The 21961-nt window shown below is 33.6% G+C and carries 24 protein-coding genes and 1 pseudogene; 14 read left to right on the top strand and 11 right to left on the bottom strand.

Translation table 11 applies throughout. From position 1 onward, the window contains the following. Positions 1–24: 24 nt before the first annotated feature. Positions 25–333 (bottom strand): ArsR/SmtB family transcription factor, encoded by a 309-nt coding sequence (locus tag MKX66_RS09875; protein ID WP_016102179.1) that lies wholly within the window; start codon positions 331–333, stop codon positions 25–27. A gap of 107 nt (positions 334–440) precedes the next feature. Here MKX66_RS09875 and MKX66_RS09870 point away from each other — a divergent pair, with 107 nt between their 5' ends. Both MKX66_RS09870 and MKX66_RS09865 read left to right on the top strand, forming a co-directional pair. Next, positions 441–1376, top strand: a complete 936-nt coding sequence (locus MKX66_RS09870; RefSeq protein ID WP_326996476.1) for an aldo/keto reductase — start codon at positions 441–443, stop codon at positions 1374–1376. 49 nt (positions 1377–1425) lie between these two features. Continuing rightward, the gene (locus MKX66_RS09865) at positions 1426–1629 is read left to right on the top strand and encodes a hypothetical protein (protein ID WP_326996552.1); all 204 of its coding nucleotides are present in this window, start codon (positions 1426–1428) and stop codon (positions 1627–1629) included. Positions 1630–1659: 30 nt separating this feature from the next. Here the strand turns inward: MKX66_RS09865 and MKX66_RS09860 are convergent, their stop codons facing one another. After that, on the bottom strand, positions 1660–1884 hold the full coding sequence (locus tag MKX66_RS09860; protein WP_002141385.1) for a hypothetical protein: 225 nt from the start codon (positions 1882–1884) through the stop codon (positions 1660–1662). An 84-nt stretch (positions 1885–1968) separates the two neighbouring features. Continuing rightward, positions 1969–2316 carry a DUF4257 domain-containing protein gene (locus MKX66_RS09855; protein WP_000426320.1) on the bottom strand — a complete coding sequence of 116 codons (348 nt, stop codon included), beginning with the start codon at positions 2314–2316 and terminating at the stop codon, positions 1969–1971. Between the two features lie 196 nt (positions 2317–2512). Here MKX66_RS09855 and MKX66_RS09850 point away from each other — a divergent pair. From MKX66_RS09850 to MKX66_RS09830, 5 genes and pseudogenes are all read left to right on the top strand, one after another. Next, positions 2513–3024 (top strand): annotated as a pseudogene (locus tag MKX66_RS09850) (DinB family protein). A gap of 182 nt (positions 3025–3206) precedes the next feature. Further along, on the top strand, positions 3207–4256 hold the full coding sequence (gene rsgA, locus MKX66_RS09845) for a ribosome small subunit-dependent GTPase A (RefSeq protein WP_044444234.1): 1050 nt from the start codon (positions 3207–3209) through the stop codon (positions 4254–4256). Positions 4257–4464: 208 nt separating this feature from the next. Further along, the gene (locus MKX66_RS09840) at positions 4465–6447 is read left to right on the top strand and encodes a methyl-accepting chemotaxis protein (RefSeq protein WP_326996477.1); all 1983 of its coding nucleotides are present in this window, start codon (positions 4465–4467) and stop codon (positions 6445–6447) included. 164 nt (positions 6448–6611) lie between these two features. Continuing rightward, entirely contained in the window at positions 6612–6917 is a 306-nt protein-coding gene (locus MKX66_RS09835) for a hypothetical protein (RefSeq protein WP_107887935.1), read from the top strand. Positions 6918–7183: 266 nt separating this feature from the next. Next, the gene (locus MKX66_RS09830; protein ID WP_002086098.1) at positions 7184–7552 is read left to right on the top strand and encodes a DUF3979 family protein; all 369 of its coding nucleotides are present in this window, start codon (positions 7184–7186) and stop codon (positions 7550–7552) included. 33 nt (positions 7553–7585) lie between these two features. On the opposite strand, the gene MKX66_RS09825 is transcribed toward MKX66_RS09830, so the two are convergent. Beyond that, complete coding sequence (locus MKX66_RS09825; RefSeq protein WP_002031445.1) at positions 7586–8626, bottom strand: YkvI family membrane protein; 1041 nt, start codon at positions 8624–8626, stop codon at positions 7586–7588. Between the two features lie 235 nt (positions 8627–8861). Here MKX66_RS09825 and MKX66_RS09820 point away from each other — a divergent pair, with 235 nt between their 5' ends. The 3 genes from MKX66_RS09820 (at position 8862) to MKX66_RS09810 (ending at position 11073) form a co-directional block, all read left to right on the top strand. Further along, positions 8862–9305, top strand: a complete 444-nt coding sequence (locus MKX66_RS09820; RefSeq protein ID WP_002012416.1) for a Dps family protein — start codon at positions 8862–8864, stop codon at positions 9303–9305. A 108-nt stretch (positions 9306–9413) separates the two neighbouring features. Then, a complete protein-coding gene (locus MKX66_RS09815) occupies positions 9414–9878 on the top strand; it encodes a DUF3939 domain-containing protein (RefSeq protein WP_000488199.1) in 465 nt (154 codons plus the stop codon). A gap of 253 nt (positions 9879–10131) precedes the next feature. Beyond that, entirely contained in the window at positions 10132–11073 is a 942-nt protein-coding gene (locus tag MKX66_RS09810; protein WP_326996478.1) for an alpha/beta hydrolase, read from the top strand. Positions 11074–11125: 52 nt separating this feature from the next. Here the strand turns inward: MKX66_RS09810 and MKX66_RS09805 are convergent, their stop codons facing one another. Beyond that, entirely contained in the window at positions 11126–12127 is a 1002-nt protein-coding gene (locus MKX66_RS09805) for an LLM class flavin-dependent oxidoreductase (protein ID WP_002141391.1), read from the bottom strand. A 104-nt stretch (positions 12128–12231) separates the two neighbouring features. Next, on the bottom strand, positions 12232–12423 hold the full coding sequence (locus tag MKX66_RS09800) for a DUF3896 family protein (RefSeq protein ID WP_002012420.1): 192 nt from the start codon (positions 12421–12423) through the stop codon (positions 12232–12234). Positions 12424–12610: 187 nt separating this feature from the next. Between MKX66_RS09800 and MKX66_RS09795 the strand changes: the two genes are divergently transcribed. Together MKX66_RS09795 and MKX66_RS09790 are read left to right on the top strand one after the other, a co-directional pair. Then, on the top strand, positions 12611–14083 hold the full coding sequence (locus tag MKX66_RS09795; protein WP_326996479.1) for a flavin monoamine oxidase family protein: 1473 nt from the start codon (positions 12611–12613) through the stop codon (positions 14081–14083). Between the two features lie 75 nt (positions 14084–14158). Further along, complete coding sequence (locus MKX66_RS09790; protein WP_326996480.1) at positions 14159–14743, top strand: GNAT family N-acetyltransferase; 585 nt, start codon at positions 14159–14161, stop codon at positions 14741–14743. Between the two features lie 387 nt (positions 14744–15130). On the opposite strand, the gene MKX66_RS09785 is transcribed toward MKX66_RS09790, so the two are convergent. From MKX66_RS09785 to MKX66_RS09770, 4 genes are all read right to left on the bottom strand, one after another. Further along, a complete protein-coding gene (locus tag MKX66_RS09785) occupies positions 15131–15700 on the bottom strand; it encodes a YdeI/OmpD-associated family protein (RefSeq protein ID WP_341086018.1) in 570 nt (189 codons plus the stop codon). Next, positions 15685–16617: an alpha/beta fold hydrolase gene (locus tag MKX66_RS09780; RefSeq protein WP_085310577.1), complete on the bottom strand. Its 933-nt coding sequence runs from the start codon at positions 16615–16617 to the stop codon at positions 15685–15687. The genes MKX66_RS09785 and MKX66_RS09780 overlap by 16 nt, the downstream gene beginning before the upstream one ends. Before the next feature lie 92 nt (positions 16618–16709). Then, complete coding sequence (locus MKX66_RS09775) at positions 16710–17639, bottom strand: helix-turn-helix transcriptional regulator (RefSeq protein ID WP_085310579.1); 930 nt, start codon at positions 17637–17639, stop codon at positions 16710–16712. A 225-nt stretch (positions 17640–17864) separates the two neighbouring features. Continuing rightward, the gene (locus tag MKX66_RS09770) at positions 17865–18512 is read right to left on the bottom strand and encodes a hypothetical protein (RefSeq protein WP_341086016.1); all 648 of its coding nucleotides are present in this window, start codon (positions 18510–18512) and stop codon (positions 17865–17867) included. A 353-nt stretch (positions 18513–18865) separates the two neighbouring features. On the opposite strand from MKX66_RS09770, the gene MKX66_RS09765 reads away from it, so the two are divergent. Next, on the top strand, positions 18866–19549 hold the full coding sequence (locus MKX66_RS09765) for a DUF4145 domain-containing protein (protein WP_341086015.1): 684 nt from the start codon (positions 18866–18868) through the stop codon (positions 19547–19549). Between the two features lie 342 nt (positions 19550–19891). Here the strand turns inward: MKX66_RS09765 and MKX66_RS09760 are convergent, their stop codons facing one another. Further along, on the bottom strand, positions 19892–20794 hold the full coding sequence (locus MKX66_RS09760; protein ID WP_341086014.1) for an aldo/keto reductase: 903 nt from the start codon (positions 20792–20794) through the stop codon (positions 19892–19894). A 166-nt stretch (positions 20795–20960) separates the two neighbouring features. Here MKX66_RS09760 and MKX66_RS09755 point away from each other — a divergent pair, with 166 nt between their 5' ends. Next, positions 20961–21911 (top strand): CobW family GTP-binding protein, encoded by a 951-nt coding sequence (locus MKX66_RS09755; protein WP_002086082.1) that lies wholly within the window; start codon positions 20961–20963, stop codon positions 21909–21911. Positions 21912–21961: the final 50 nt, after the last annotated feature.

Genomic DNA, 21961 nt, shown 5'->3' with positions numbered 1-21961 from the left:
TCTCATATTTATATGAGATGTTTTTTAGTATGGTTCTGTCGCATGTATTACAACATCTAATAAACCAGGGAATCGAGCATTTAAATCATCTTCACGAATTGAAATGAAACGTTGCGTTCCCTCAAGTCGTGTAAACATAACACCAGATTCACGTAAAACTTTGAAATGATGAGATAAAGTTGATTTTGCAATTGGAATGTTTAACGCACCACAAGATTGTTCATTTTTCTCTAGTAGCATAGTTACAATTTGTAAACGAATTTGATCGCTAAGTGCATATAAGACAGAAGAGAATTGAATTTCTTCTCGATTTGGATGATAGAGAGTACGCATTTTTTCACCTGCTTGTATAAGTTAATATATTTGCACTATAACATATAAAGTGGTATATTTCTATTGTTCGAATATAATCGAACAATAGAAATATAGGGGGATAAAAAATGAAGTATACAAAATTGCAAAAGGCAGGACTAAATATTTCGAAGTTGGGGTTAGGAACAAACGCTGTTGGGGGACATAATTTATATGCTGATGTGAATGAGGAAGAAGGAAAAAGATTAATAGAAGAAGCAATTCAGCAAGGGATTACATTTTTTGATACAGCAGATTCATACGGTTTCGGTAGATCAGAGGAATTGGTAGGAGAAGTATTAAAAGGAAAACGCCACGAGTTTGTACTTGCTACAAAAGGTGGAATTCAGCCGTTATTAAATGGAGAGGTTCATATTAATAATGAACGAAGCTATTTAAGAAATGCTGTGGAAAATAGCTTAAGAAGATTACAAACTGATTATATTGATTTATATTATTTACATTTTACAAATCCTGAAACAAGTTACATAGATTCAATTGGAGAGCTTACTCGCCTAAAAGAGGAAGGGAAAATTCGTTCAATTGGAATATCTAACGTAAATGTAGAGCAATTAAAAGAAGCGAATCAGCACGGACATATAGATGTTGTACAATCACCGTATAATATGTTGGATCGTGTTGCTGGGGAAGAACTTTTGCCATATTGTATAGAATCAGGTATTTCATTTATTCCGTACGGGCCTCTTGCCTTTGGGATACTAGGCGGTAAATATACAGAAGATTTTAAATTGGCTGAAGGCGATTGGCGTCAAAGTGTAAATCTATTTGAAGAAAATACATATAAGAGTAACTTTAAGAAAGTTGAGAAGTTAAAAGGCTTATCTAAAGAAAAGAATCTCGAAGTATCGCATTTAGCTTTAGTGTGGTTATTAAACAAAAAAGGAATTGATACTGTTATTCCTGGCGGGAAGCGGGCAGAGCAAATAAGAGAAAGTGTAAGAGCAGTGGATGTTTCATTGAATGAAAAAGTTATGAAAGAGATTGAATCTATTTTAGAAGATTAGTTGAAAAGAGGGAACTATCCCTCTTTTTATATAAAAAGAGAAGAAATACCTGAAGGAGCTTTTGAGTGCAGGGGGTAAAAAAAGTAGACAAATAATAGAAATGTATTGTAATAAAATTATGGGGAATCCAAAAATAAAAATCCCTAAAGAGATAGGGATTTATATATCGGCATATTGTTCCTTGGAAAAGGATATACTTAGTTTAACATATAGGAATACTTATATTTGTGAAATAGATGTGAAAGTAATGTGAAAAATGCCGTAATAAAAAGCACTGTTTTAGCTAAAACAGTGCTTTTCGTTTAGATTGAACTGTTGCCGCATTTTCATCATGTATTCCTGCTTCTTTAATAATTCGTTTTTTTACTTTATTTAATAGATGGTCTACTGCCTCACCAAAATAGTTAGCTTCGCTTTTTGTGCGGGCTTCTCGTAAACATTTATAGTTTTCTAGCAGTTCCTCTTTTTCGGTGTTTGTTAAGAAATCTTCTATTTTCTTTTTTGTCATACGAAACACCCTTTCTTCTGACAAACGACGCAATAGAAAATATTTATTTTTTATTATAACAATAATTTTTAGAGAAAGTATAGACTAACGTCGTAATAGTTTGTCAATTTCTTGGATTTTCTCATCAGCTTTCCCAATTTGCGTATTTTTAGCCTGTTCACCACCAAGAGCTTGGTGAAGTAAAAACGTTTGACCGGAAATAGCGGTCACAATGGAGACTTTTATAATTTCTTTTATTAAGGTGACATCGAATAAAACGAGTCCAAGAAGTGCGGCGAGGCTACCTGTAAAAATATCAGTTAAAAATCCAAAATGAAAAAAAGTTTTTAAACGGCGTGGAAGCAATAACTTGCCTTGGTTATTGATCAGATGGGAAACGAAGCCAGTAATGCCACCAACGAGAACAGCGGTTAGCCATTGATACATTTCCATCGAATCCACTCCTTTTAGTGAATAAGATTCGATAATTTGATATTGATTCCTTTTAATATTTCATATAAGCATATTGAGAAAGTTTGTTTAGGTTTATTCCGTATTCAATTTAATTATAACAGAAAAATCTGATATATTTCAGTCTATTGTATGAAGCGGTTATTCCTTAATATGAATGTAGAAAGGGGTGCGTGATATGAATATAGATTATCGAATAAGAAGTGTAGATGGTTATACAAAAAATATAGGGGAATTAGTAAGCATGCTGTAACATTACAGGAAATAAACGAGCTATCAGTTGAGCAATTAGATTTAATTATGCCGAGTGGAGGGAATTCCATCGGAGCGTTACTAAAGCATATAGCAGCTATTGAAAAAGCACATCAGCTTATTTCATTTCAAAAGCGTGACTTTACAAAAGAAGAATTAGAAATATGGGAAGATGCACTGTATTTAGGGGAAGCAGGGAAATCTATTCGTGGCTATGACATACCGTATTATGTACAACTTTTGCAAAGTGTTCGAGAAGAGTCGCTAAAGTATTTGAGTGAAGTAGATGATACATGGCTAATGTCAGAAAGAAAGTGGCCTAACGGTGTAGCGTATAATCAGCACTACCTTTGGTTTCATGTGCTAGAAGATGAAATTAGTCATCGCGGACAAATTAAAATGCTAAAAAATAAGTTATTTGAAAATTACGTTAAATGAGGTAGCTTTTTAAATCAATATTCCATATAATGAGAGTAATTAAAATAAGAACGGGGTGATGTATTATGGCGAAATTAACTTATATGAATAATAAACCAAATACAAAGGTGGACGGAAAGGGCGATACTCTATAAGTGAGCGCACAATCCTTCCACTAAGTTCAAACTAGGGAGGATATCAATTTGGATCAAAATATTTTAGAATCTTTCGGATGGGATTCTTTTTTTGAAGAACAAGCTGTAGAGAACTATGAAGTAGGGCGTATTTTACTTGAGCATAAGCATATATATCGGATTATTTGTAATGATGGTGAATATGTAGCGGAACTGTCTGGGAAGTTTCGTCATGAAGCGTTAACGAAGGGAGATTATCCGGCAGTTGGGGATTGGGTATATATAAAGAAAATAGAAAATGAGAAAAAGGCAATTATTCACCGTATTTTTCCGAGAAGAAGTTCTTTTTCAAGACAAGAAGCTGGTAACAGAACTGAAGAACAAATTATCGCAACAAATGTAGATTATCTATTTTTAGTGAATGCACTTAACCATGATTTCAACGTAAGAAGGATGGAACGTTATTTGCTGGTGGCTTATGAGAGCGGTGCAATGCCTGTTATTGTTTTAACGAAGAGTAGTTTATGTGAAGATGTGGAACAGAAAATTGCAGAAACTGAAGCGGTAGCAATCGGTGTTCCTATATTTGTTGTTGATAGCTTAGTGTACGTCGGAATAGAATCATTGCAACAATTTGTCTCACCAGGAAAAACAGTTGCTTTAGTTGGATCTTCAGGTGCAGGAAAATCTACTTTGTTAAATGCATTAATAGGAACAGATGTAGCAAAAACCGGAGATATACGTGAAGAAGATAGTAAAGGAAGACATACGACAACTCACCGTGAATTGTTCCAATTACCGAGTGGCGGTTTAGTAATTGATACTCCTGGTATGAGGGAACTTCAGCTTTGGGAAGGAAGCGCGGCAATTCAAACTACATTTTCTGATATTGAAGATCTTGCAAATACTTGCCGCTTTCGAGATTGTAAACATGAGAATGAACCAGGATGCGCAGTGCATAAAGCAATTGATAACGGGCTAATGACGATAAATCGTTTGCAAAGCTATAAAAAGTTGCAAAGAGAATTGGCGTATTTTATGAGAAAACAAGATGCTATTCTCGCAAGAGCTGAGCGTGATAAGTGGAAGAAGATTTCTAAACAACATAAAAAAATGTAAAAAACCAAAGGACTATTCCTTTGGTTTTTTGTATTTGTAAATTTTATAATAATATTATTCATATATATAGACAAAGGGGGAATATTTGTTTAAACTTTACAAGGTGTTTATCAAAAACGAATTGTAAAAATAGAGGATAGGGAATGGGATATATTCATAATTGGTTATTTATCTTTAAAACTTAATATTTAAATGTGGGAGGTTTATAATGAGTAAACTGTTAAGGTGGTTTCGAGATATAAAAGTAGCAAAAAAGCTATTAATTTCATTTTTGATAATTTTAATTGCGGCTGTCTCTATTATTGGAGGAATGTCTTATCAAACGGCTAAAAAGAATTTTGAATCACAAATTACGAGTAGTGCTCACGATAATATAAAAATATTAGATAATTTAATCAATCAAATGATTGAGGCGAAATTTAACGAAGTAAATAACTTTGCACGAGTGATTCATAGTGATATGTATCAAGGAGATAATCAAGATGAATTAAGAAAGGTATTATCTCAATATATTAATTTAAATAAAGATATTGAACAAGTATATGTTGCCGGCAATGATAAGAAGTTTGTGCAAGAACCAAATATACAAATGGCAGCAGATTATGATCCAACAACTCGTTCTTGGTATAAAGATGCAGTGAGTAAACAAGGTGGAATCGTGGTCACTGAACCGTATAAGGCGAAAGGAAATGGACATATTGTCGTAACGATCGCGAAACAAACAGAAGATAAAAATGGTGTTGTTGCGGTAGATTTAAGTTTAGATAATTTATTGAAAACAACAAAGTTAATCAATATTGGTAAAAAAGGATATACTTTCATTTTAGATGGAAAACAAAAAATAATTGCGCATCCTCAAGAAAAACCAGGAGATAAAGCAGCTGATTCTTGGGCAAAGAGAATTTACGAAGATAATCAAGGCACTTTTTCATACACGTATGACGGTAGTGAAAAGAAAATGGTATTTGCTACAAACTTAAAAACAGGTTGGAAAATCGGTGGAACGATGTACTCAAATGAAGTAATTGAAGCTGCTCAGCCTGTATTTTATAATATGTTAATTGTTATGCTTATTTCATTAGTTGTAGGAGGGGCACTTATTTATTTCGTAACTCTTTCTATTACAAAACCTTTAAAGAGATTAGTTGCCACTTCTAAAGAAATAAGTGAAGGAGATTTAACGCAAACAATTGAAATTAATTCAAACGATGAAATCGGTCAACTTGCAAAAGGTTTTAATGAAATGACAGATTCACTAAGAACGTTAATTGGAAGAATTAATACTTCAGCAGGGCATGTTGCAGCGGCATCTGAAGAGTTAACAGCAAGTGTGAGACAAGCGAGTGAAGCGACTGAACAAATTACATCAGCAATGGATGAAATATCAAGTGGTGCAACGACGCAAACAGCAAGCGTAGAAAATGGTGCTCTGTTACTGTTTGATGTAACAGAAGGGATTCAGCATGTAGCAAATAGCTCATCATCTATTAATACTGCTTCTGCTCACACTCGCGAAAAAGCAGAAGATGGTGGAAAGCTAGTTGGAAAAACAGTAAATCAAATGCAATCTATTGCGGAATCTGTTTCACAGTCAGATGCTGTTATTCAGTTGTTGAATAACAAATCAAAGCAAATTGGTGATATTTTAGAAGTTATTCAAAATATTGCAGATCAGACAAATCTTCTAGCTTTAAATGCAGCAATTGAGGCTGCAAGAGCTGGTGAGCATGGAAGAGGCTTTGCAATTGTTGCTGATGAAGTACGAAAATTAGCAGAACAATCTAGTGTATCATCAAGTGAAATTAGTAAATTAATTTGTGAAATACAAGATGATATGAGTAAGACAGTAAAATCTATGAATAATGTAAATGAAGAAGTGCAATCTGGACTTGTTATCGCAAATGAAACAAAACAAAATTTCACTGAAATTTTACAATCTACAAATGAAATTGCTGACCAAATTAAAACGATGGTTGAAACAGCTAATGGGATGTCAAAAGGTGCAAATGAAGTATCTATTTCGGTTGGTCAAATTGCTATGACGGCACAAAATAATGCGACGAGTACACAAAGTGTTGCAGCGTCAGCTGAGGAGCAGTTAGCTTCTATGGAAGAAATTGGTTCTGCAGCTGGTACACTATCTCAAATGGCTGAAGAGTTACAAGTATTAATTGAAAGATTTAAAGTATAAAAAGGGGAGGCTGTCTCAAAATAGCATTAGTGCTATTAGAGACAGTCTTTTAGCTGATAAACGGATTAGAGGTTCAATGTATTTAATGTTTGTCGAAAAATAGAGGAATTTGTTAAGCGGGTGTATAATTAATATAATATAGACTACGTTTAAAGGAGATCAGTATGGGAGTGTATTGGGGAACGAAAAGACATTCTTGGCTTAGCTATGTCTCGTTTTGGTTAAGCATTTTATTCTTTGTTGTTTTTTTAATTGAAGTGTTTGTATTTAAAACACTTTCAAATAGTTCATTACAAATCGTTAAATATCTTTATTTGATATTTGTCCCATTAAATATCATCCTTTGTTTAAGGTTATTATTTAAGAAGAATGAAAAGAAAATATTACCGATTTTTAGTTTAATTGTAACACTATTATTTGCAAGTTTAATTATAGTGTTAGCATTAGCAGCTACAGGAAAAATCTTATGAGGAGAGTGATATAAATTACTCTTCTTTTTTGTGGTTTTTTAAGAGTTATAAGTAGTGTATAGGAAATAAGGAAAGTGATAAGTTATCAGTAAGAGGACGTACTAGTGAATAGAGAGTGAACTGAAAATACTATATGTTTTGTATGTGTTTATAAAGCAAATGAATGCGGTAAGATTCATGATATATGGTACAATAAACATGGATAGTGATAGAGATAAAGGGTATATAAAATACTCATCGTTTTTTAGTAAGAGAGGGGTTATCTTATGCTATACGAGGATTTGATGACATTATTCCAAGCTGCTCCGATAGAATTGGATAGAGGCGGCTGGAAATATATAATCCAGGAACAAAATGATAATTATGAAATTGTTGATGAAATGTTAAAAAAGCAAATGAATGTTGAATTGTATTTTAATGAGTATGATGAGGTGAAAATCACTTTATATAAAGATGGAAGCCCTATTACTACTATGCAAAGAATTGCTATTTCAAAAGTTGAGTTGGATGAAGAGGAAGACGGCATTCAATTCGTATTGGAACGCATGCCAAGTCGAATGATTCGTTTGCAATTAAAGCCATATCTTGCAGTAGAAATGGGGCCGTACTGGGAAGTATGTGAAGACTGTGAATGAAGATGAAAAACATCCGTATACACGGATGTTTTTTTATGTTTTTTGAAGTTGTTTAAAGGCAATAATCGGTAGTAAAATGATGCTCACCCAACCGATAATAGGGTATAGAATATGAAGTAATTCACTATATCCAATGAAACTAAAGCAATAACTAATTAGTAATATGAAGTAAATAATGTTATTACTTTTCCATCCGGTAATGGATTGCATTTGTTTTGTCATTCCGAATATATTCCCAACTAATGTGGTGAATACTTCACCAAAAATGATAAGAACAAAGAAAAAATGGAAAGTTGCATTAAACCTTCTTACAACTTCAGCCATTGGGATGTTATATTGATAAAATTGTTCAACTGATAATATTGCTAGATGGCTACATAATAAAATAAAGCAAAGCCCCGCGCCGCCTAAAATACCACCCCATAAAATAGCTTTTCGATCTTTTACTTCACTGGCCAATGGGACGAGAACACTTTGGGCGAGAGAAAGATTTAATGCAACATATGTAATAGGGCTAGTAATCCATTTCATATTCCAACTTTCTGTAGGAACGGTGTCAATAATAGGAGTTGTACCATGAATAAAGGTTGTAATAGCAAGTCCGATAATGAAAATCATCATAATAGGTACGACAAGTGTATTCACTTCAAAAACACCTTGTAATCCCCGGCTCCCAATAATGAGGCAGGCGATGACTGTGATGAAAATACCAAGTTGTCTTGGGAGACGAAGTTGTTCTTCAAATACTGCCCCGGCTCCTGATAACATAACGCTAGTTACGCCAAATAATACGAGTAATAATAAAGTATTTACGACATTTCCAAATACATCCCCAAATAAATATTTATTAAATTCTTGCGCTGAAAATGCCCCGATTTGTGATGAAAGTAACATCATTTTTGTACCGAGCCAAATAAAAAAAAATCCACTTATACATATGCCAATGGTTCCGTACAATCCGTTAACTGTAAAAAATTCGACAATTTCTCGCCCAGTAGCAAATCCAGCTCCAACGACCGTTCCGATATAAGTAGCAGCGACTTTCTTTGCTACTTGCCATTGTTGATTGTCCATGTTATCCCTCTTTCTTCTATGATGAGCTTGACTTACTATTATGCATATGTGTGAGCTTGGACAATTAGACATATGAAGTAGTTGAAAGGATACATGAATTATATGATATTAGGGAAATATTAAGGTTGTTAAAACTTTGTTACATAAAAGCTGTTCATTCAAAAGAATAGGGAATGTATGGTAAAATGAAGTTAGGTCATTAAAAGATAGTAACATGATAAGAGGAGTGGATTGTATGAGTACGAAAACGAATGTTGTTGAAGTATTAAACAAGCAGGTAGCAAACTGGAATGTATTATATGTCAAACTGCATAATTATCATTGGTATGTGACAGGGCCGCACTTCTTTACATTACATGAGAAATTTGAAGAGTTTTATAATGAAGCAGGAACATACATTGATGAGTTAGCAGAGCGTATTTTAGCGTTAGAAGGAAAACCGTTAGCGACAATGAAAGAGTATTTAGCAACTTCAACTGTAATCGAAGGGACAAGCAAAGAGTCTGCAGAAGAAATGGTGCAAATTTTAGTAAACGATTTTTCTGCACTTATTCAAGAATTAAAAGAAGGTATGGAAGTAGCTGATGAAGCTGATGATGAAACATCGGCTGATATGCTATTAGCAATTCATACGACATTAGAACAACATGTATGGATGTTAAGTGCATTCTTAAAATAAACATAAATGGATTAAAGAAAAACTCTATTGAAAAATTCTTTCAATAGAGTTTTTTATAATTTTTCAGTTTTCTTTTATGCTATAATATAGTAAAAAGGAGGCGATACAATGTTTCGCTTTTTCAGAACTGGAAAAGAAGATAGGGAAATTACGAAAGATGAATTAGAACAAGCGATGGCGAAGTTTCTAGAAACGAATGCTAATATCGTTTATACAGTTTTAGTAAATGATGATTACACAGTAAATTATGATTTGCTAAAGCCCTATTTACCTGCATTTCCAACAAATTTTTTTCTGATAACGAAGGAAACGCTTGAAGTATTTGAACATACAGAAGAAAATCTAAACCTAGTTAAAGAAATTGATATCGTACAAAAGGCCGTAGATCAATATGTAACAGAAAAAGAAATGTTCCCAATTGTTGAAGATAGCGAAGATCGCCTCATATGCGGAGTGAAGCTAGGACCATATTTAAATCGTATATTAAAAAGAAACTTATATATTTCAGAAAAGCATTATTTAGTTTCAAGTAAACCAGATAAGAAAAAAAAGAATAGTGGGCAGATGTTATGAGAACAACAATAATATTATTGTTGTCTTTTTTTATTAAAATATTGATTTTTCAGTTTATTTAACTTTATACTACAACTAGTGGATAGGAAGGAGTGGTGTATTATGCGTATACATGCATTAACTATTAAATATCATTCTGAGAATCAGGTATTGTTAAGTTGAATTGTAGAATTTAACTACTTATACCGTGACCCTAGAATGATAGGAAGATTGGAGAAGCAATTATTATAAAAGGTTACGGGGGAATTCCTATATGGAAAATAATATGACTTATCTTAAGTTATTAAATGAAACGTTACATTGTTATGCAAATAAAGGAAGTTTTGAAGCGTATTCTTATATAATGAATAATGCTAAAGATGTAATGGGTAATGAAGCACAAATATATAATTTTAAATATGCATTAGCAAGTGCAGCAGGACTTGAAGAAGAAGCGTTGCATTTAATGAAGAAAGCAATTATAGAAAATGGATTTTGGTACGGAAGTGAGTATTTAATTTCCGATGATGATTTAAAACCACTACATAAATTTGAAGAGTTTCATAGAATGGTTCAATTATGTAAAGAAAGAGAAGAATTAGCAAAGAAATCGGAACAAGCAGACGTGAAATATAAATACAGCAAACAAAATGAAAATCTACTAATAACACTGCATGGGGATCAAGAAAATATACAAATAATAGAACCATATTGGAACTCTGTAATGGAACAAGGTTTTATGCTAGCATTGCCTCAATCTTCCCAAATTCAATTTTCAGATGGATATGTTTGGGATAATATCGAAAGAGGAAGAGAAGAGTTAAAAGGACATTACAATAAGATTAAAGTGAATAAACCATTTGAGAATATTATTATTGGTGGCTTTTCTGCTGGGGCAAGAGTAGCGTTACATTCCATGTTACAAGGTGAAATAGAAGTGAACGGTTTTATTTTTGTGGCACCGTGGCTCCCGGAAATGGAAGAATGGGAAGAAATGATTGGAATATTGCATGATAAAAGCATAAAAGGATATATAATATGTGGGGATCAAGATGAAGATTGTTTTGAAGGTACACAGCAATTTGTAAAGTTATTAAAGGATAAAAATATAGAACATAAGTATAAAGTTGTGCCTAACTTAAATCATGATTACCCTCATAATTTTGATGAGTTATTAAAAGAAGCTATTGAATATATAGGAAGCAAAAACAATTGATTGGTAGTAAGAAAAGGAGATGCATCATATGTGATGCATCTCTTTTTCGTTATTATAAATTAAAAGCATCTGCCAATAGGCGATAAGAGTTTAATTTATGTTCAAATTGATGAGTAATCGTGACAATCATAAATTCGTCAGTATTATACGCTTTGCTTAAGTTTAATATTTTTTCTTTCACAGAAGACGGATCACCGACAATCATACGTTGACGATTTTCTTTTATGCGGAATAGATCATAAGCACTATACGAATAATTTTGAGCAGTTTCAATAGAAGGAGTACCAGTAGTCCGTTTTCCTTGTTCTAATAGTAAAATCGATAAATCAAGGCTTGATGCAATCTTCTCCGCTTCTTCATTTGTTTCTCCGCAAATAACAAAAATAGATACGATTGATTTTGGTTTATCACCTAAATAGGAAGGTTGGAATTGTTCTTGGTAAGCCTTCATTACTTCAGGGCCACCGTATCCGTTAATGAACTGTGCAAATGCAAAAGAAGCGCCTTGCTTTGCGGCAATCATTGCACTTTCTCCGCTAGAACCGAGCATCCACATTTCAGGAGATGTTGGGATAACTGGAGTAGCCTTTAAGTTTGCATAATGATGGTTTTCTGGTACTTGATCATGTAAGTACATAGCAACATCTGCAATTTGTTCTGGATATTGATCAAGTGAGACCATTTTACCTTCTTGAAGTGCGCGAGTTGCTATTGGCATACCACCAGGCGCTCTACCGACACCAAGGTCGATGCGGCCCTTATAAAGTGCTTCTAAAACGCGGAAATTCTCGGCAACTTTATATGGACTATAATGTGGCAGCATAACACCACCAGAACCAACTCTAATACGGTCAGTTTTCGCGGCAATATGTGAAATGAGTATTTCTGGACTTGAACCAGCTAAGCTAATTGAATTATGGTGCTCGGATACCCAAAAACGTGTGAATCCGAGTTTCTCAACTTCTTGTGCAAGCGTAACTGTATGCGAAATAGCCTGGGCTGCTGTGCTACCATCTGAAATAGGTGATTGGTCTAATACACTTAATTTGATCATAGAATATACCTCTCAATCTTAATGTACATCCTATTATATATTTACTTACGAAAAATGCGTAATGAAATGCTCAAAAGGAAAAGTGAATAATTTTTTATCCGCTTTTAATGAGAAAACCCTCGTTCATAATGATTCATTTCGACTAAGTTTAATATATATTCGTAGTTATCAATTTCTAAATGTATTTGCTTGCGTTCTTCTTCAGTTAGTTTAACGCTAGTGAGTTTTTTACATAACTGCTGTTTCTTTAATTCTAAATGTTTTTTTGTAGCCTGATAATCGTAAGTACGTTTCATGTGTATCCACCCTTTCCATACAGTTACTATCTGTATGTTTATCATATGAAGCATGTGGAAGGGGGAGAGCTGCACCTTATGTATTTTTAGTGAATTTTCAAATTGTGGTGGTGTTATGTTTAAGTGAATTTAGGAATAAAATGCACTAAACCACTAATTTGTATTTCATGAAGTAAGGGGTGGGATTGTGCAGAAAGATATAATGTTTAACAATGAGATGGATGAAACGTTAAAAGTTATAAATAAGGGATTGAAGAAGACGACACGTCCGAAACAAATCATTGTAGTAGGGGCTGGTATGGCTGGATTAGTTTCGGCATCTTTATTAAAAGCAGCAGGGCATGAAGTGAAGGTTTTTGAAGCGAACAACCGTGTAGGTGGCCGCATAGAGACAGTTAGGATGGAAGATACCGGATTATATTTAGATGTTGGAGCGATGAGAATTCCGTATTCGCATACATTAACGATGGCATATATAAGAAAGTTTGGGCTACAGGTGAGCCCTTTTATTAATAGGAATGAGACAGATATTATCTACGTAAATGGTCGGAAAACGACATTAAAACAATACGAAAAAGATCCAAGTATTTTAAGATATCCTGTGGAAATGAATGAAGTTGGGAAAACGTCTGAGGAACTATTAATGTTAGCGGTACAGCCCATTATAAATTTTATAAAAAAGAAACCAGAGAAAAATTGGGATATTGTAGTAAAGGATTTTGGGAAATATTCTACAGGGCAATTTTTAAAGTATCATCCTTATCAATATAATACTTATTTTTCGCCAGTAACGATTGAGATGATTGGTGTTCTATTAGATTTAGAAGGTTTTTTGGAAAGGTCATTTGTTGAGACGTTACGATTTTTATACATTATGCAAGAGGAAAGTGGATTTTGTGAAATAATAGGTGGGAATGATAGATTACCAAAGTCTTTTTTACCACAATTAGAAGAAAATATTATATATAATCAAAAATTAATGAAGCTTCATCAACAAGCCAATAGTGTAACAGCCTATTACCGGAACGAGGAAACTTTTGAATATAGTAGTATTACAGGGGATTTAGTTATTGTTACAATTCCTTTTTCAACAATGCGATTTGTAGAAGTAGATCCATTTGATTCGATATCTCATGCGAAGTGGAAAACAATTCGCGAATTGCATTATATGCCAGCTACAAAAATAGGGATTCAATTTAAAAGTCGTTTTTGGGAGGAACAAGGGCAATTAGGTGGGAGAATTATAACAGATCTTCCTATACGTTATGCGTATTATCCAAGTCATGGAATCGGTTCAAAAGGACCAGCCATTATGCTAGGGAGTTATACATGGTCATACGATGCATTACTATGGGATGGTTTATCAAAAGGGGATCGTATCTATTACACATTACAAAATTTAGCAACAATATTAGGTGGTCAAGTATATGATGAGTTCATGTCTGGAATATCAAAAAGTTGGACATTAGATCCATATGCGCTTGGAGGGTTTGCACTATTTCAAGCTGGTCAAGAATCTGAATTACAGCCAGTCATTGTAAAACCTGAGGGGAGAATATACTTTGCCGGAGATCATACAACGCTGTATCACGGATGGATTCAAGGTGCGATTGAATCCGGAGTGCGTGTGGCGATGGAAGTGAATGATCAAAAAGTTTAAAATTCAGAAATTTCTTTACTGTATAACTTGAGATGGATATTATTATATATAAAAGAATTATAGGGAGTGTTTACAGTGAATCCGTTATTATTCGATTTTCCTTCTGAATTTTATACTGACAGGCTTTTTATTCGAATGCCAAAACCAGGTGATGGTAAAGTTGTATATGACGCAATTCAAGCTTCAATACAAGAATTAAAACCTTGGATGGTCTTTGCACAAAAAGAGCAAACGGAGGAAGAAATAGAAGAGAGTATTAGAAAATCGCATATTCAATTTTTGCAGCGTGAGGATTTGAGATTACTAGTTTTTTCGAACGAAACAGGTGAATTTATTGCATCTGCCGGATTACATCGTATTAATTGGGATATACCTCAATTTGAAATCGGGTATTGGATTGATTCAAGGTTTAGTGGAAAGGGCTTTATGGTAGAGGCTGCAAAAGGAATAACGGATTATGCTTTCACTGAACTGAAAGCAAACCGGGTAGAAATTCGTTGTGATTCTCTAAATAAGAAGAGTAGAGCGATACCAGAGAAATTAGGCTTTAAATTAGAGGGTACTTTAGAAAGCGCGAGTGTTGCGGTGGATGGAAATGGATTAAGGGATATGTGTGTATTTGCAATGACGAGAAATACGTATGAAAAAGAAGAGCTGTAAAGAACTATATAGACTAAACTAATAAGAGGATATTATGTTCAATATATGAGCATATATCCTCTTTTCCTATGCATATTATATTCGTTAATTAGATAGTAATAATTAATTAGGTTTAAAAAAGACAAGTTTGTGAAGAAACCCACTTAAACTATAGGGTGCTTTAATTGAAGATTCGCAACCAGAAATAATCAATCTTTATTATAAAAACCAAACTAGATAAATAAAGAACCAACTGTTTTGATCAAACTTTGTTTCAAAACAGTTGGTTTCTTTCTGTATAAAATCAGCGTTTGCAACTTACTTTTAATCGAACTTTATTCAAAAGCTACATATTCTTCTCTCTAAACAATCCAGGTATATATAAATTAATGCTGTTGATTGATAAAACTACGGTCTTAATATGTCTCCCTCTTTCCATGAATCGATTAATCGATTCAATCTTCTTAGCCTAGTTTCTTCTTTTTTGGCACTCATTACCCACCAAATAGAATCTCTTTTGTAAGAATCCGGAAGCTGATTAAAGAATTTCCAAGAATTTTGATTTTTTTTAATTTCATCCTCATATTCTTTTATTAAAGTAACGTTCCTATTAGCGGAAGAATAACCTGTTTGATCATTTCTTTGATTAAAAATAGTCAATCCTTCAGGCTTCATTTGATTAAGTTCTATTAATTTATGCACCTTTTGCACGTTAACTTTACTCCAGAGGCTATTAGACTTACGTGGAGTAAAGCGGATTTTATAGCTATCTTCATCAACTGTTTTTCGTATCCCATCAATCCAACCAAACGACAGTGCACAATCTACTGATTCTGACCAAGTAAGACTAGCTTTATTGGTCTTTTTTTTTGAAAAAACTACCCAAATCTCACTAGCTGTTTGGTGATGAATATCTAACCAATCAATAAATTCTGTTTGATTAATAAAAAATAAGGCTTCACTCATTTTATCAGCCATTTTAAAATCATTTGATTAAGCTCTTCAGGTCTTTCTTCTTGAATCCAATGACCAGTGTCCAAACTCTTAACGTCTATATTAGGTACAAAATCTTTTATATTTTGAAGTGGCGGAATAATATCTTTCTCGCCATATACCATCAATGTTGGCTGATGAATAATAGGAGAGATGTCACCTAATAAATGCCAATTGCGATTTAGATTTCTGTACCAATTGATGCTTGGAGTGAAACCTGTCTTATTGAACCCTGAGATATAAACAGAAAGATCTTCATCACTCATAACAGGTTTACCTAATGGCTTGGTTGCTTTAGCTAGATTAATCATTTCCATTCCTTTACCAGGAACTTGTGATGGAGCATTCTTTCGATATAAGTTATTAAGAAATTGTGATGAATTTTCATCTAGTATAGCATCTGCAACACCTGGTTGTTTGTTAAAGTGAACAAAATAGTAATCGTCTCCAAAAACTTCTTCCATAAAATCAATCCAAGGTTTCTCTCCACGAACTTGATAGGGCAAGCATAAGTTAATCATTTTACGAACACGTTCTGGGTGCAGCAAAGCCATGCTCCAAACAACACTTGCACCCCAATCATGCCCCATAAAAATGGCATCTTTGTACTGATAGTGATCCAATAGAGCAACAAGATCACCGGTTAAATGTTTAATATCATATTTTGTAACTTCTTTGGGACAAGAAGATTCTCCATATCCCCGTTGATTGGGAATAATAACGTGATAACCTGCTTCTACAAGAGGAGTCACTTGATGTCTCCAAGAATAGGCATGTTCTGGCCATCCGTGGCAGAGAACGATAGGTCGCCCCCAATTTTTTTGTCCAGCTTCAAAAACTTCTAGTTTCACACCGTTAACTGAGATAAGTGTTGGTGTCGGAAATTCATAATTGTTTGTCATTTAACGTTCCTCCTAATTAAAATAAATGTGTCTTATAACAACAATATTATCACGGTGATTTGACAACAGTCTGTCAACTTTGAGAAACGCAATTAACGATATTTTTCAGCCATCAATCTGAGTTTTGAAGCAATTGCTTCACGCATTTCTTTTGGAGCTAAGACCTCTACATGCTCTCCAAAACTAAATATGAGAGAGAACAACCATTCTTTTTCGGGGAGTGTAGCTTTAACAAGAAGTTCACCTGTTTCTAACACCGAAATATCTTCTTTATTAAAAATATCCTCCACACGAGACTGCATTATAGAGGAAATCTTTAAGACAATTGTTGTCATTATTGTTTGCTCATTTAATAATGTCCTAATCTCATGATACGATTTTTCTCGACGTTCAAATGATTGATTTTCGATATAACAATCACTTATACGGGAAACTTTAAATATTCTGAAATCTTCTTTTGAAAGACAATAAGCAAATAAGTACCAAGTATAATTTTTAAATATGAGTGACATAGGTTCAACTCGTCTTTTGCTGACAATATTATTATAATTTCTGTAGTCAATCATCAGTATATCAGTCTGTGTAATAGATTTTCTTAGCGTTTTAACTAATGACTTTTGTTCTAGAGATTCTCCAAAAGGATGTAAATCAATGATGATTTGTTCCATATGCAGCTTTAGTTCATCTGCCTTGTTTTTAGGAATGATATTTTCTAACTTTTCTATGGATGATTCTAGCTCAATGTCGTCAACCGTGGAATTAATATCTTTGAGAACAGAAAGAAGGGAGGACAGATTATTAAGAGTCAGTACTTGATGATTTAATTTATAATTTTCATAAATGCTGAATCCACCATTGTTTCCAGAGTGGGAAATGATAGGAATTCCGGCTAGATTGATTGTTTCAATATCTCGGTAAATAGTCCGAACCGACACTTCAAATTTTTGAGCCAATTCATTGGCTGTTATACGATTTCTATTAAGTAACATCACAATAATGGTTAACATACGTTCTATTTTCATTTTGTTCTCCTTAGATAAGGTTTCTTTTCATTCTACACTACACAATATGATGATACATTAAAAAAACTTTTCAAAAGAACTAATCTTTCATATACAAAAATATTATTCAAGTCTTGTATGCTTAGAGGTTCTTTTTTTACGTAACAAGTATGATAAAAGAATACTCAATACTTTTGATTGAGAAATTAAATCATGATATACTTTAAGTGCGAAACGTTATGAAATTTAGCAAGACAACACGAAAGCCAGTCCTACAGCGAATAGGACTGGCTTTTTTTTCGTTTGTTGCGAAGCCAAACGCGTGTTCAATACATGCGTCACACCATATAGTTCACCTTTTCCATTATGATTAATTGCAACGTCTAAATCATTGATAATTTGCTTCATGTATTCGAATGCAATACGCGTATTTTCATCAGTAGGTGCCCATTGATTAACTAAATCTGTTGATTCCATTGCTTCACCATTAGGATCTAAATGTACCGTACGGGCAGCTTGCTTATTAGATATATAACTTGTTAAAAGGAACAAATTTATATAATCTTTTTCCAATTCTTTATTTCCTTTAATTAAATGGATTGGTGATTCATCATTGACTACTAGTGACTTCAAGTAATACTCGAAACCTTCATCGTTACTAGCTTTTTTCAATTTTGGGTCGTTCATCGGTTCGGAAAGTAATACGTTCATCTTTGAAACCCATTCTCCGATTTCAGCATTATAAATTTGGGATTCAGATGCTTCTACAATGTTGCTATTTGTTGAGTCATCTTTGTCGCTTGAATATTTAAGAGCCCCATATTCACGAACTCCAAGTGTGGCAATAAGTATAACGGCAATAGCAGCAGAACCGAATAAGATTTTTCTTTTCATTCTCAACACTACTTTCCCTAATAAAGTTAGTATAACCAATAAGAGGGGCTCTTACAAATAAACGGGAAAGGGATGGAGAAGTAATTGTAATTGAATGATTTAATTGTATTTTCTAAATAAAGATAAATTTGATTAGTAATGATATTACAACTCTTATTCAACTAACGGAGTGCTTTAGTTGAATTTTAAAGCCAAAAATAACCCACATATTAGATATGTTCTAATTTGTGGGTATCTTTTATTATGATACGTTCAAGTTAACTGACCTAAAAATAGGTGTCTCCTCGTTTTTTTATATTTAAAGAGGAAAACTATCCTATTGTAGAAATTTTATGAGAGGAGAGTGAGGAGGAATGAAAGAAGTTAGACTTTGTTTTCATTGTGGAAATAAAACACAGATGGAGTTAGTGACTACGTATAAACATAATATTCCTGAAGTTGAATATGAACCAGGTTACGGAGAAATACAAATCGGGGAATATTGGGATGTTTATAACCTTTTTCTTTGTCCAGTATGTCAGAAAGTTACATTAGAACTGAAATCCTCAAGTACTTTTGAGTGCGGACCAGATGGAACAGAATATTGGAGCGAAAAGGTATTATATTCTCTAATAGAATCTCAAGTAATAAAGTTTCCCTCCGGAGTGAAAGAGGCTTTTGAAGCAGTACATAAAGTGAGAAATATTGATGGAGCTATAACATCTCTGGCTTTAAGGAGAACACTTGAAAGAATGTGTAAGGATAAAGGTGCGGAAGGGAAAGATCTATATCGTAAATTGAAATATTTATCAGATAATGGTGTAATCCCACCGATTCTTTCAGTAATGTCTTCTATCATCAAAGATATTGGCAACGAAGCTGCACACGGTGATGATGTGGAATTTGATCAACAATTAGTAAGTTCCCTATTCAAATTTACAGAGATAATTTTGGAATATGTTTATGTAATACCAAGGCATCTAAAAAAAATTCAATTTGATATGGGCATAAGGGAAGAGGAAAATCAGAAACCAACAGTGGAGGTAACTAGCGAGTAGAAAATACTCGCTTTTTTTGATTATTTAAAAGTAAAAACAGGACACTTGTGTACTGCATTTCTAACCAAATAAAATGGGGAATAATTGATTCTATTGAAATATAAAGACTTTAAAGAAGTTGAAGAATCATTAGGGATGACTTATATATTTCTAATAGGTGTTTTTTTATATCGTATATAAATATATTCGAAAGTGATAAATTACTTATTCAACTAACGGGGGCTTTAGTAAAAGAAGAAAGGTTCTACATATTAGTCATATCTAATATGTAGAACCCTTTAATTTTTCTATCTTTTTTAAAATTAGGTCTTGATAAATGTGTACAGCTCTTCTTTTTGTTTATTATGGTACAGGATGTCCATTAGAGCTTTCGAAAATTGTAAACCATTGTTGGCGGTCTAAATTAACTTTTGTTGCCATTGCGGCCGTTTTTACTCGATCTAATTTACCAGAGCCAACGATTGGCATCATGTTAGCTGGATGAGCGAGTAACCATGCATACATAACAGTATCGATGCTAGTAACACCTAGTTCAGTAGCAACTTTTTGTAAAGTTTCACGTACACGTACGGCGCGTTCTGATTGGCCAGTAAAGATTTCTCCACCAGCAAGAGGTGACCAAATCATTGGATTGATTCGTTTTTCTTGGCATAAATCAATCGTACCTTTTTCAAAATGCTCGATTTGCATCGCAGATACTTCAATTTGATTTGTAATGAGTGGGAAATCTAAATACGAACTTAACATATTAAATTGTGAAGGTAAAAAGTTAGATACACCGAAGTGGCGAACTTTGCCTTCTTGCTTTAAGCGTGAGAACGCTTCTGCCACTTCAGTTGGATCCATAAATGGATCTGGACGATGGATGAGCAATACATCAATATAATCTGTATGTAAGTTTTGTAATGAATCTTCCGCGCTTTTTATTATATGTTCAGCACTCGTATTGTAGTGAGCAACATATCGATCTGGAAATTTAGGTGATGGGGGAGCGATTCCACATTTAGTGATGATTTGCATATTTTCGCGTAAGGAAGGCTTTAATTGTAACGCTTCTCCAAACAATCCTTCACACGTATACCCACCATAAATATCAGCGTGATCGAAAGTAGTAATCCCCAAATCCATACAGTCTTCAATAAAAGAAAGTAACTCTTGCTTTGGCATATTCCATTCTGCTAAACGCCAAAAACCTTGAATAATACGAGAAAATTCTAGCGTTTCGGCCATTTGAACTCGTTCCACTATAAGTACCCCCTATATGAATGAATAATATTTTTGAAAAGGCTTTCTTACTACGTATTATTATATAGTTATAGGGTCGTACATACAATAAATATGTTTTGCTACAAAAACGTTTTTCTCTATATGCTATAATGTAGAAACATAGAGCTATAAGGAGATGTAAGGAATGATTCCAGTAACAATACTAACTGGTTTTCTTGGATCAGGGAAAACGACATTATTAAATCGAATTTTATCAGAGGATCACGGCAAGAAATTAGCAGTGATTGTAAATGAAATAGGGCAAATTGGTATCGATAATCAATTAATTATGAACGTTGAAGAAGAAATTATGGAAATGACAAACGGTTGTTTATGCTGTACTGTGCGTGAAGATTTACTTGTTGCTTTAAAACAATTACTGGATGTGAAAGCAGAAGGGAAAATGGACTTTGATGGATTAGTAATTGAAACAACAGGTCTTGCAAATCCAGGTCCGATTATTCAAACTTTCTTTTTAGATCCAGTTATTCAATCTGCATACCAAATTAACGGTGTTGTAACAGTTGTAGATAGCTATCATATACATAAACATTTTGAAAAAGGACTAGAAGCAAAAGAACAAATTGCCTTTGCTGATGTTGTGTTAGTTAATAAATTAGATTTAATTGAAGAAAATGAGAAAGAAAATCTCTTGCATGAACTTCAAGGAATTAACCCGACTGCAAAGTTAATCGAGGCGACTAACTGTGAGGTAGATATTCCATCGTTATTACAAATTCAAACGTTTAAAACGAAAGATACGCTGCAAATTTACCCTCATACAGAACATAACCATCTAGAAGGTGTAAAATCGTTTGTACTACGTGAAGAACGTCCGTTAGATTTACAAAAATTGAATGAGTGGATGTCAGCTGTCGTTCAGGAACTAGGGGAGCATTTATATCGCTACAAAGGAATTTTATCTATTGATGGAGTAGATAAACGTATTGTTTTCCAAGGTGTGCATACGTTATTTGCTGCTTCGTACGATAGAGAGTGGCAAGAGGGCGAAGAGCGAGTAAGCGAAGTAGTTTTCATCGGAAGAGATATTAATAAAGAATGGTTCCAAGAACATTTTGAAGAATGTGTGAAATAAGTCTGCGTAAATCGCAGGCTTATTTTTTATGAGCATTTTAATGAGGTAAT

Source organism: Bacillus sp. FSL R9-9530 (genome assembly GCF_038008145.1).
In the GTDB taxonomy this organism is placed as follows: Bacteria; Bacillota; Bacilli; order Bacillales; family Bacillaceae_G; genus Bacillus_A; species Bacillus_A mycoides.
This window is presented reverse-complemented; position numbering and strand designations above follow the sequence as displayed.

Excerpts from the sequence above, each read along its gene's own strand:
- MKX66_RS09805 (WP_002141391.1), bottom strand. The coding sequence starts at position 12,127 with ATGATCAAATTAAGTGTATTAGACCAATCACCTATTTCAGATGGTAGC.
- MKX66_RS09755 (WP_002086082.1), top strand. The coding sequence starts at position 20,961 with ATGATTCCAGTAACAATACTAACTGGTTTTCTTGGATCAGGGAAAACG.
- MKX66_RS09775 (WP_085310579.1), bottom strand. The coding sequence starts at position 17,639 with ATGAAAATAGAACGTATGTTAACCATTATTGTGATGTTACTTAATAGA.
- MKX66_RS09785 (WP_341086018.1), bottom strand. The coding sequence starts at position 15,700 with ATGGCTGATAAAATGAGTGAAGCCTTATTTTTTATTAATCAAACAGAA.
- MKX66_RS09860 (WP_002141385.1), bottom strand. The coding sequence starts at position 1,884 with ATGACAAAAAAGAAAATAGAAGATTTCTTAACAAACACCGAAAAAGAG.
- MKX66_RS09825 (WP_002031445.1), bottom strand. The coding sequence starts at position 8,626 with ATGGACAATCAACAATGGCAAGTAGCAAAGAAAGTCGCTGCTACTTAT.
- MKX66_RS09815 (WP_000488199.1), top strand. The coding sequence starts at position 9,414 with ATGTTTCGCTTTTTCAGAACTGGAAAAGAAGATAGGGAAATTACGAAA.
- MKX66_RS09835 (WP_107887935.1), top strand. The coding sequence starts at position 6,612 with ATGGGAGTGTATTGGGGAACGAAAAGACATTCTTGGCTTAGCTATGTC.
- MKX66_RS09800 (WP_002012420.1), bottom strand. The coding sequence starts at position 12,423 with ATGAAACGTACTTACGATTATCAGGCTACAAAAAAACATTTAGAATTA.
- MKX66_RS09875 (WP_016102179.1), bottom strand. The coding sequence starts at position 333 with ATGCGTACTCTCTATCATCCAAATCGAGAAGAAATTCAATTCTCTTCT.
- MKX66_RS09810 (WP_326996478.1), top strand. The coding sequence starts at position 10,132 with ATGGAAAATAATATGACTTATCTTAAGTTATTAAATGAAACGTTACAT.
- MKX66_RS09830 (WP_002086098.1), top strand. The coding sequence starts at position 7,184 with ATGCTATACGAGGATTTGATGACATTATTCCAAGCTGCTCCGATAGAA.
- MKX66_RS09820 (WP_002012416.1), top strand. The coding sequence starts at position 8,862 with ATGAGTACGAAAACGAATGTTGTTGAAGTATTAAACAAGCAGGTAGCA.
- MKX66_RS09770 (WP_341086016.1), bottom strand. The coding sequence starts at position 18,512 with ATGAAAAGAAAAATCTTATTCGGTTCTGCTGCTATTGCCGTTATACTT.
- MKX66_RS09780 (WP_085310577.1), bottom strand. The coding sequence starts at position 16,617 with ATGACAAACAATTATGAATTTCCGACACCAACACTTATCTCAGTTAAC.
- MKX66_RS09855 (WP_000426320.1), bottom strand. The coding sequence starts at position 2,316 with ATGGAAATGTATCAATGGCTAACCGCTGTTCTCGTTGGTGGCATTACT.
- MKX66_RS09765 (WP_341086015.1), top strand. The coding sequence starts at position 18,866 with ATGAAAGAAGTTAGACTTTGTTTTCATTGTGGAAATAAAACACAGATG.
- MKX66_RS09840 (WP_326996477.1), top strand. The coding sequence starts at position 4,465 with ATGAGTAAACTGTTAAGGTGGTTTCGAGATATAAAAGTAGCAAAAAAG.
- MKX66_RS09870 (WP_326996476.1), top strand. The coding sequence starts at position 441 with ATGAAGTATACAAAATTGCAAAAGGCAGGACTAAATATTTCGAAGTTG.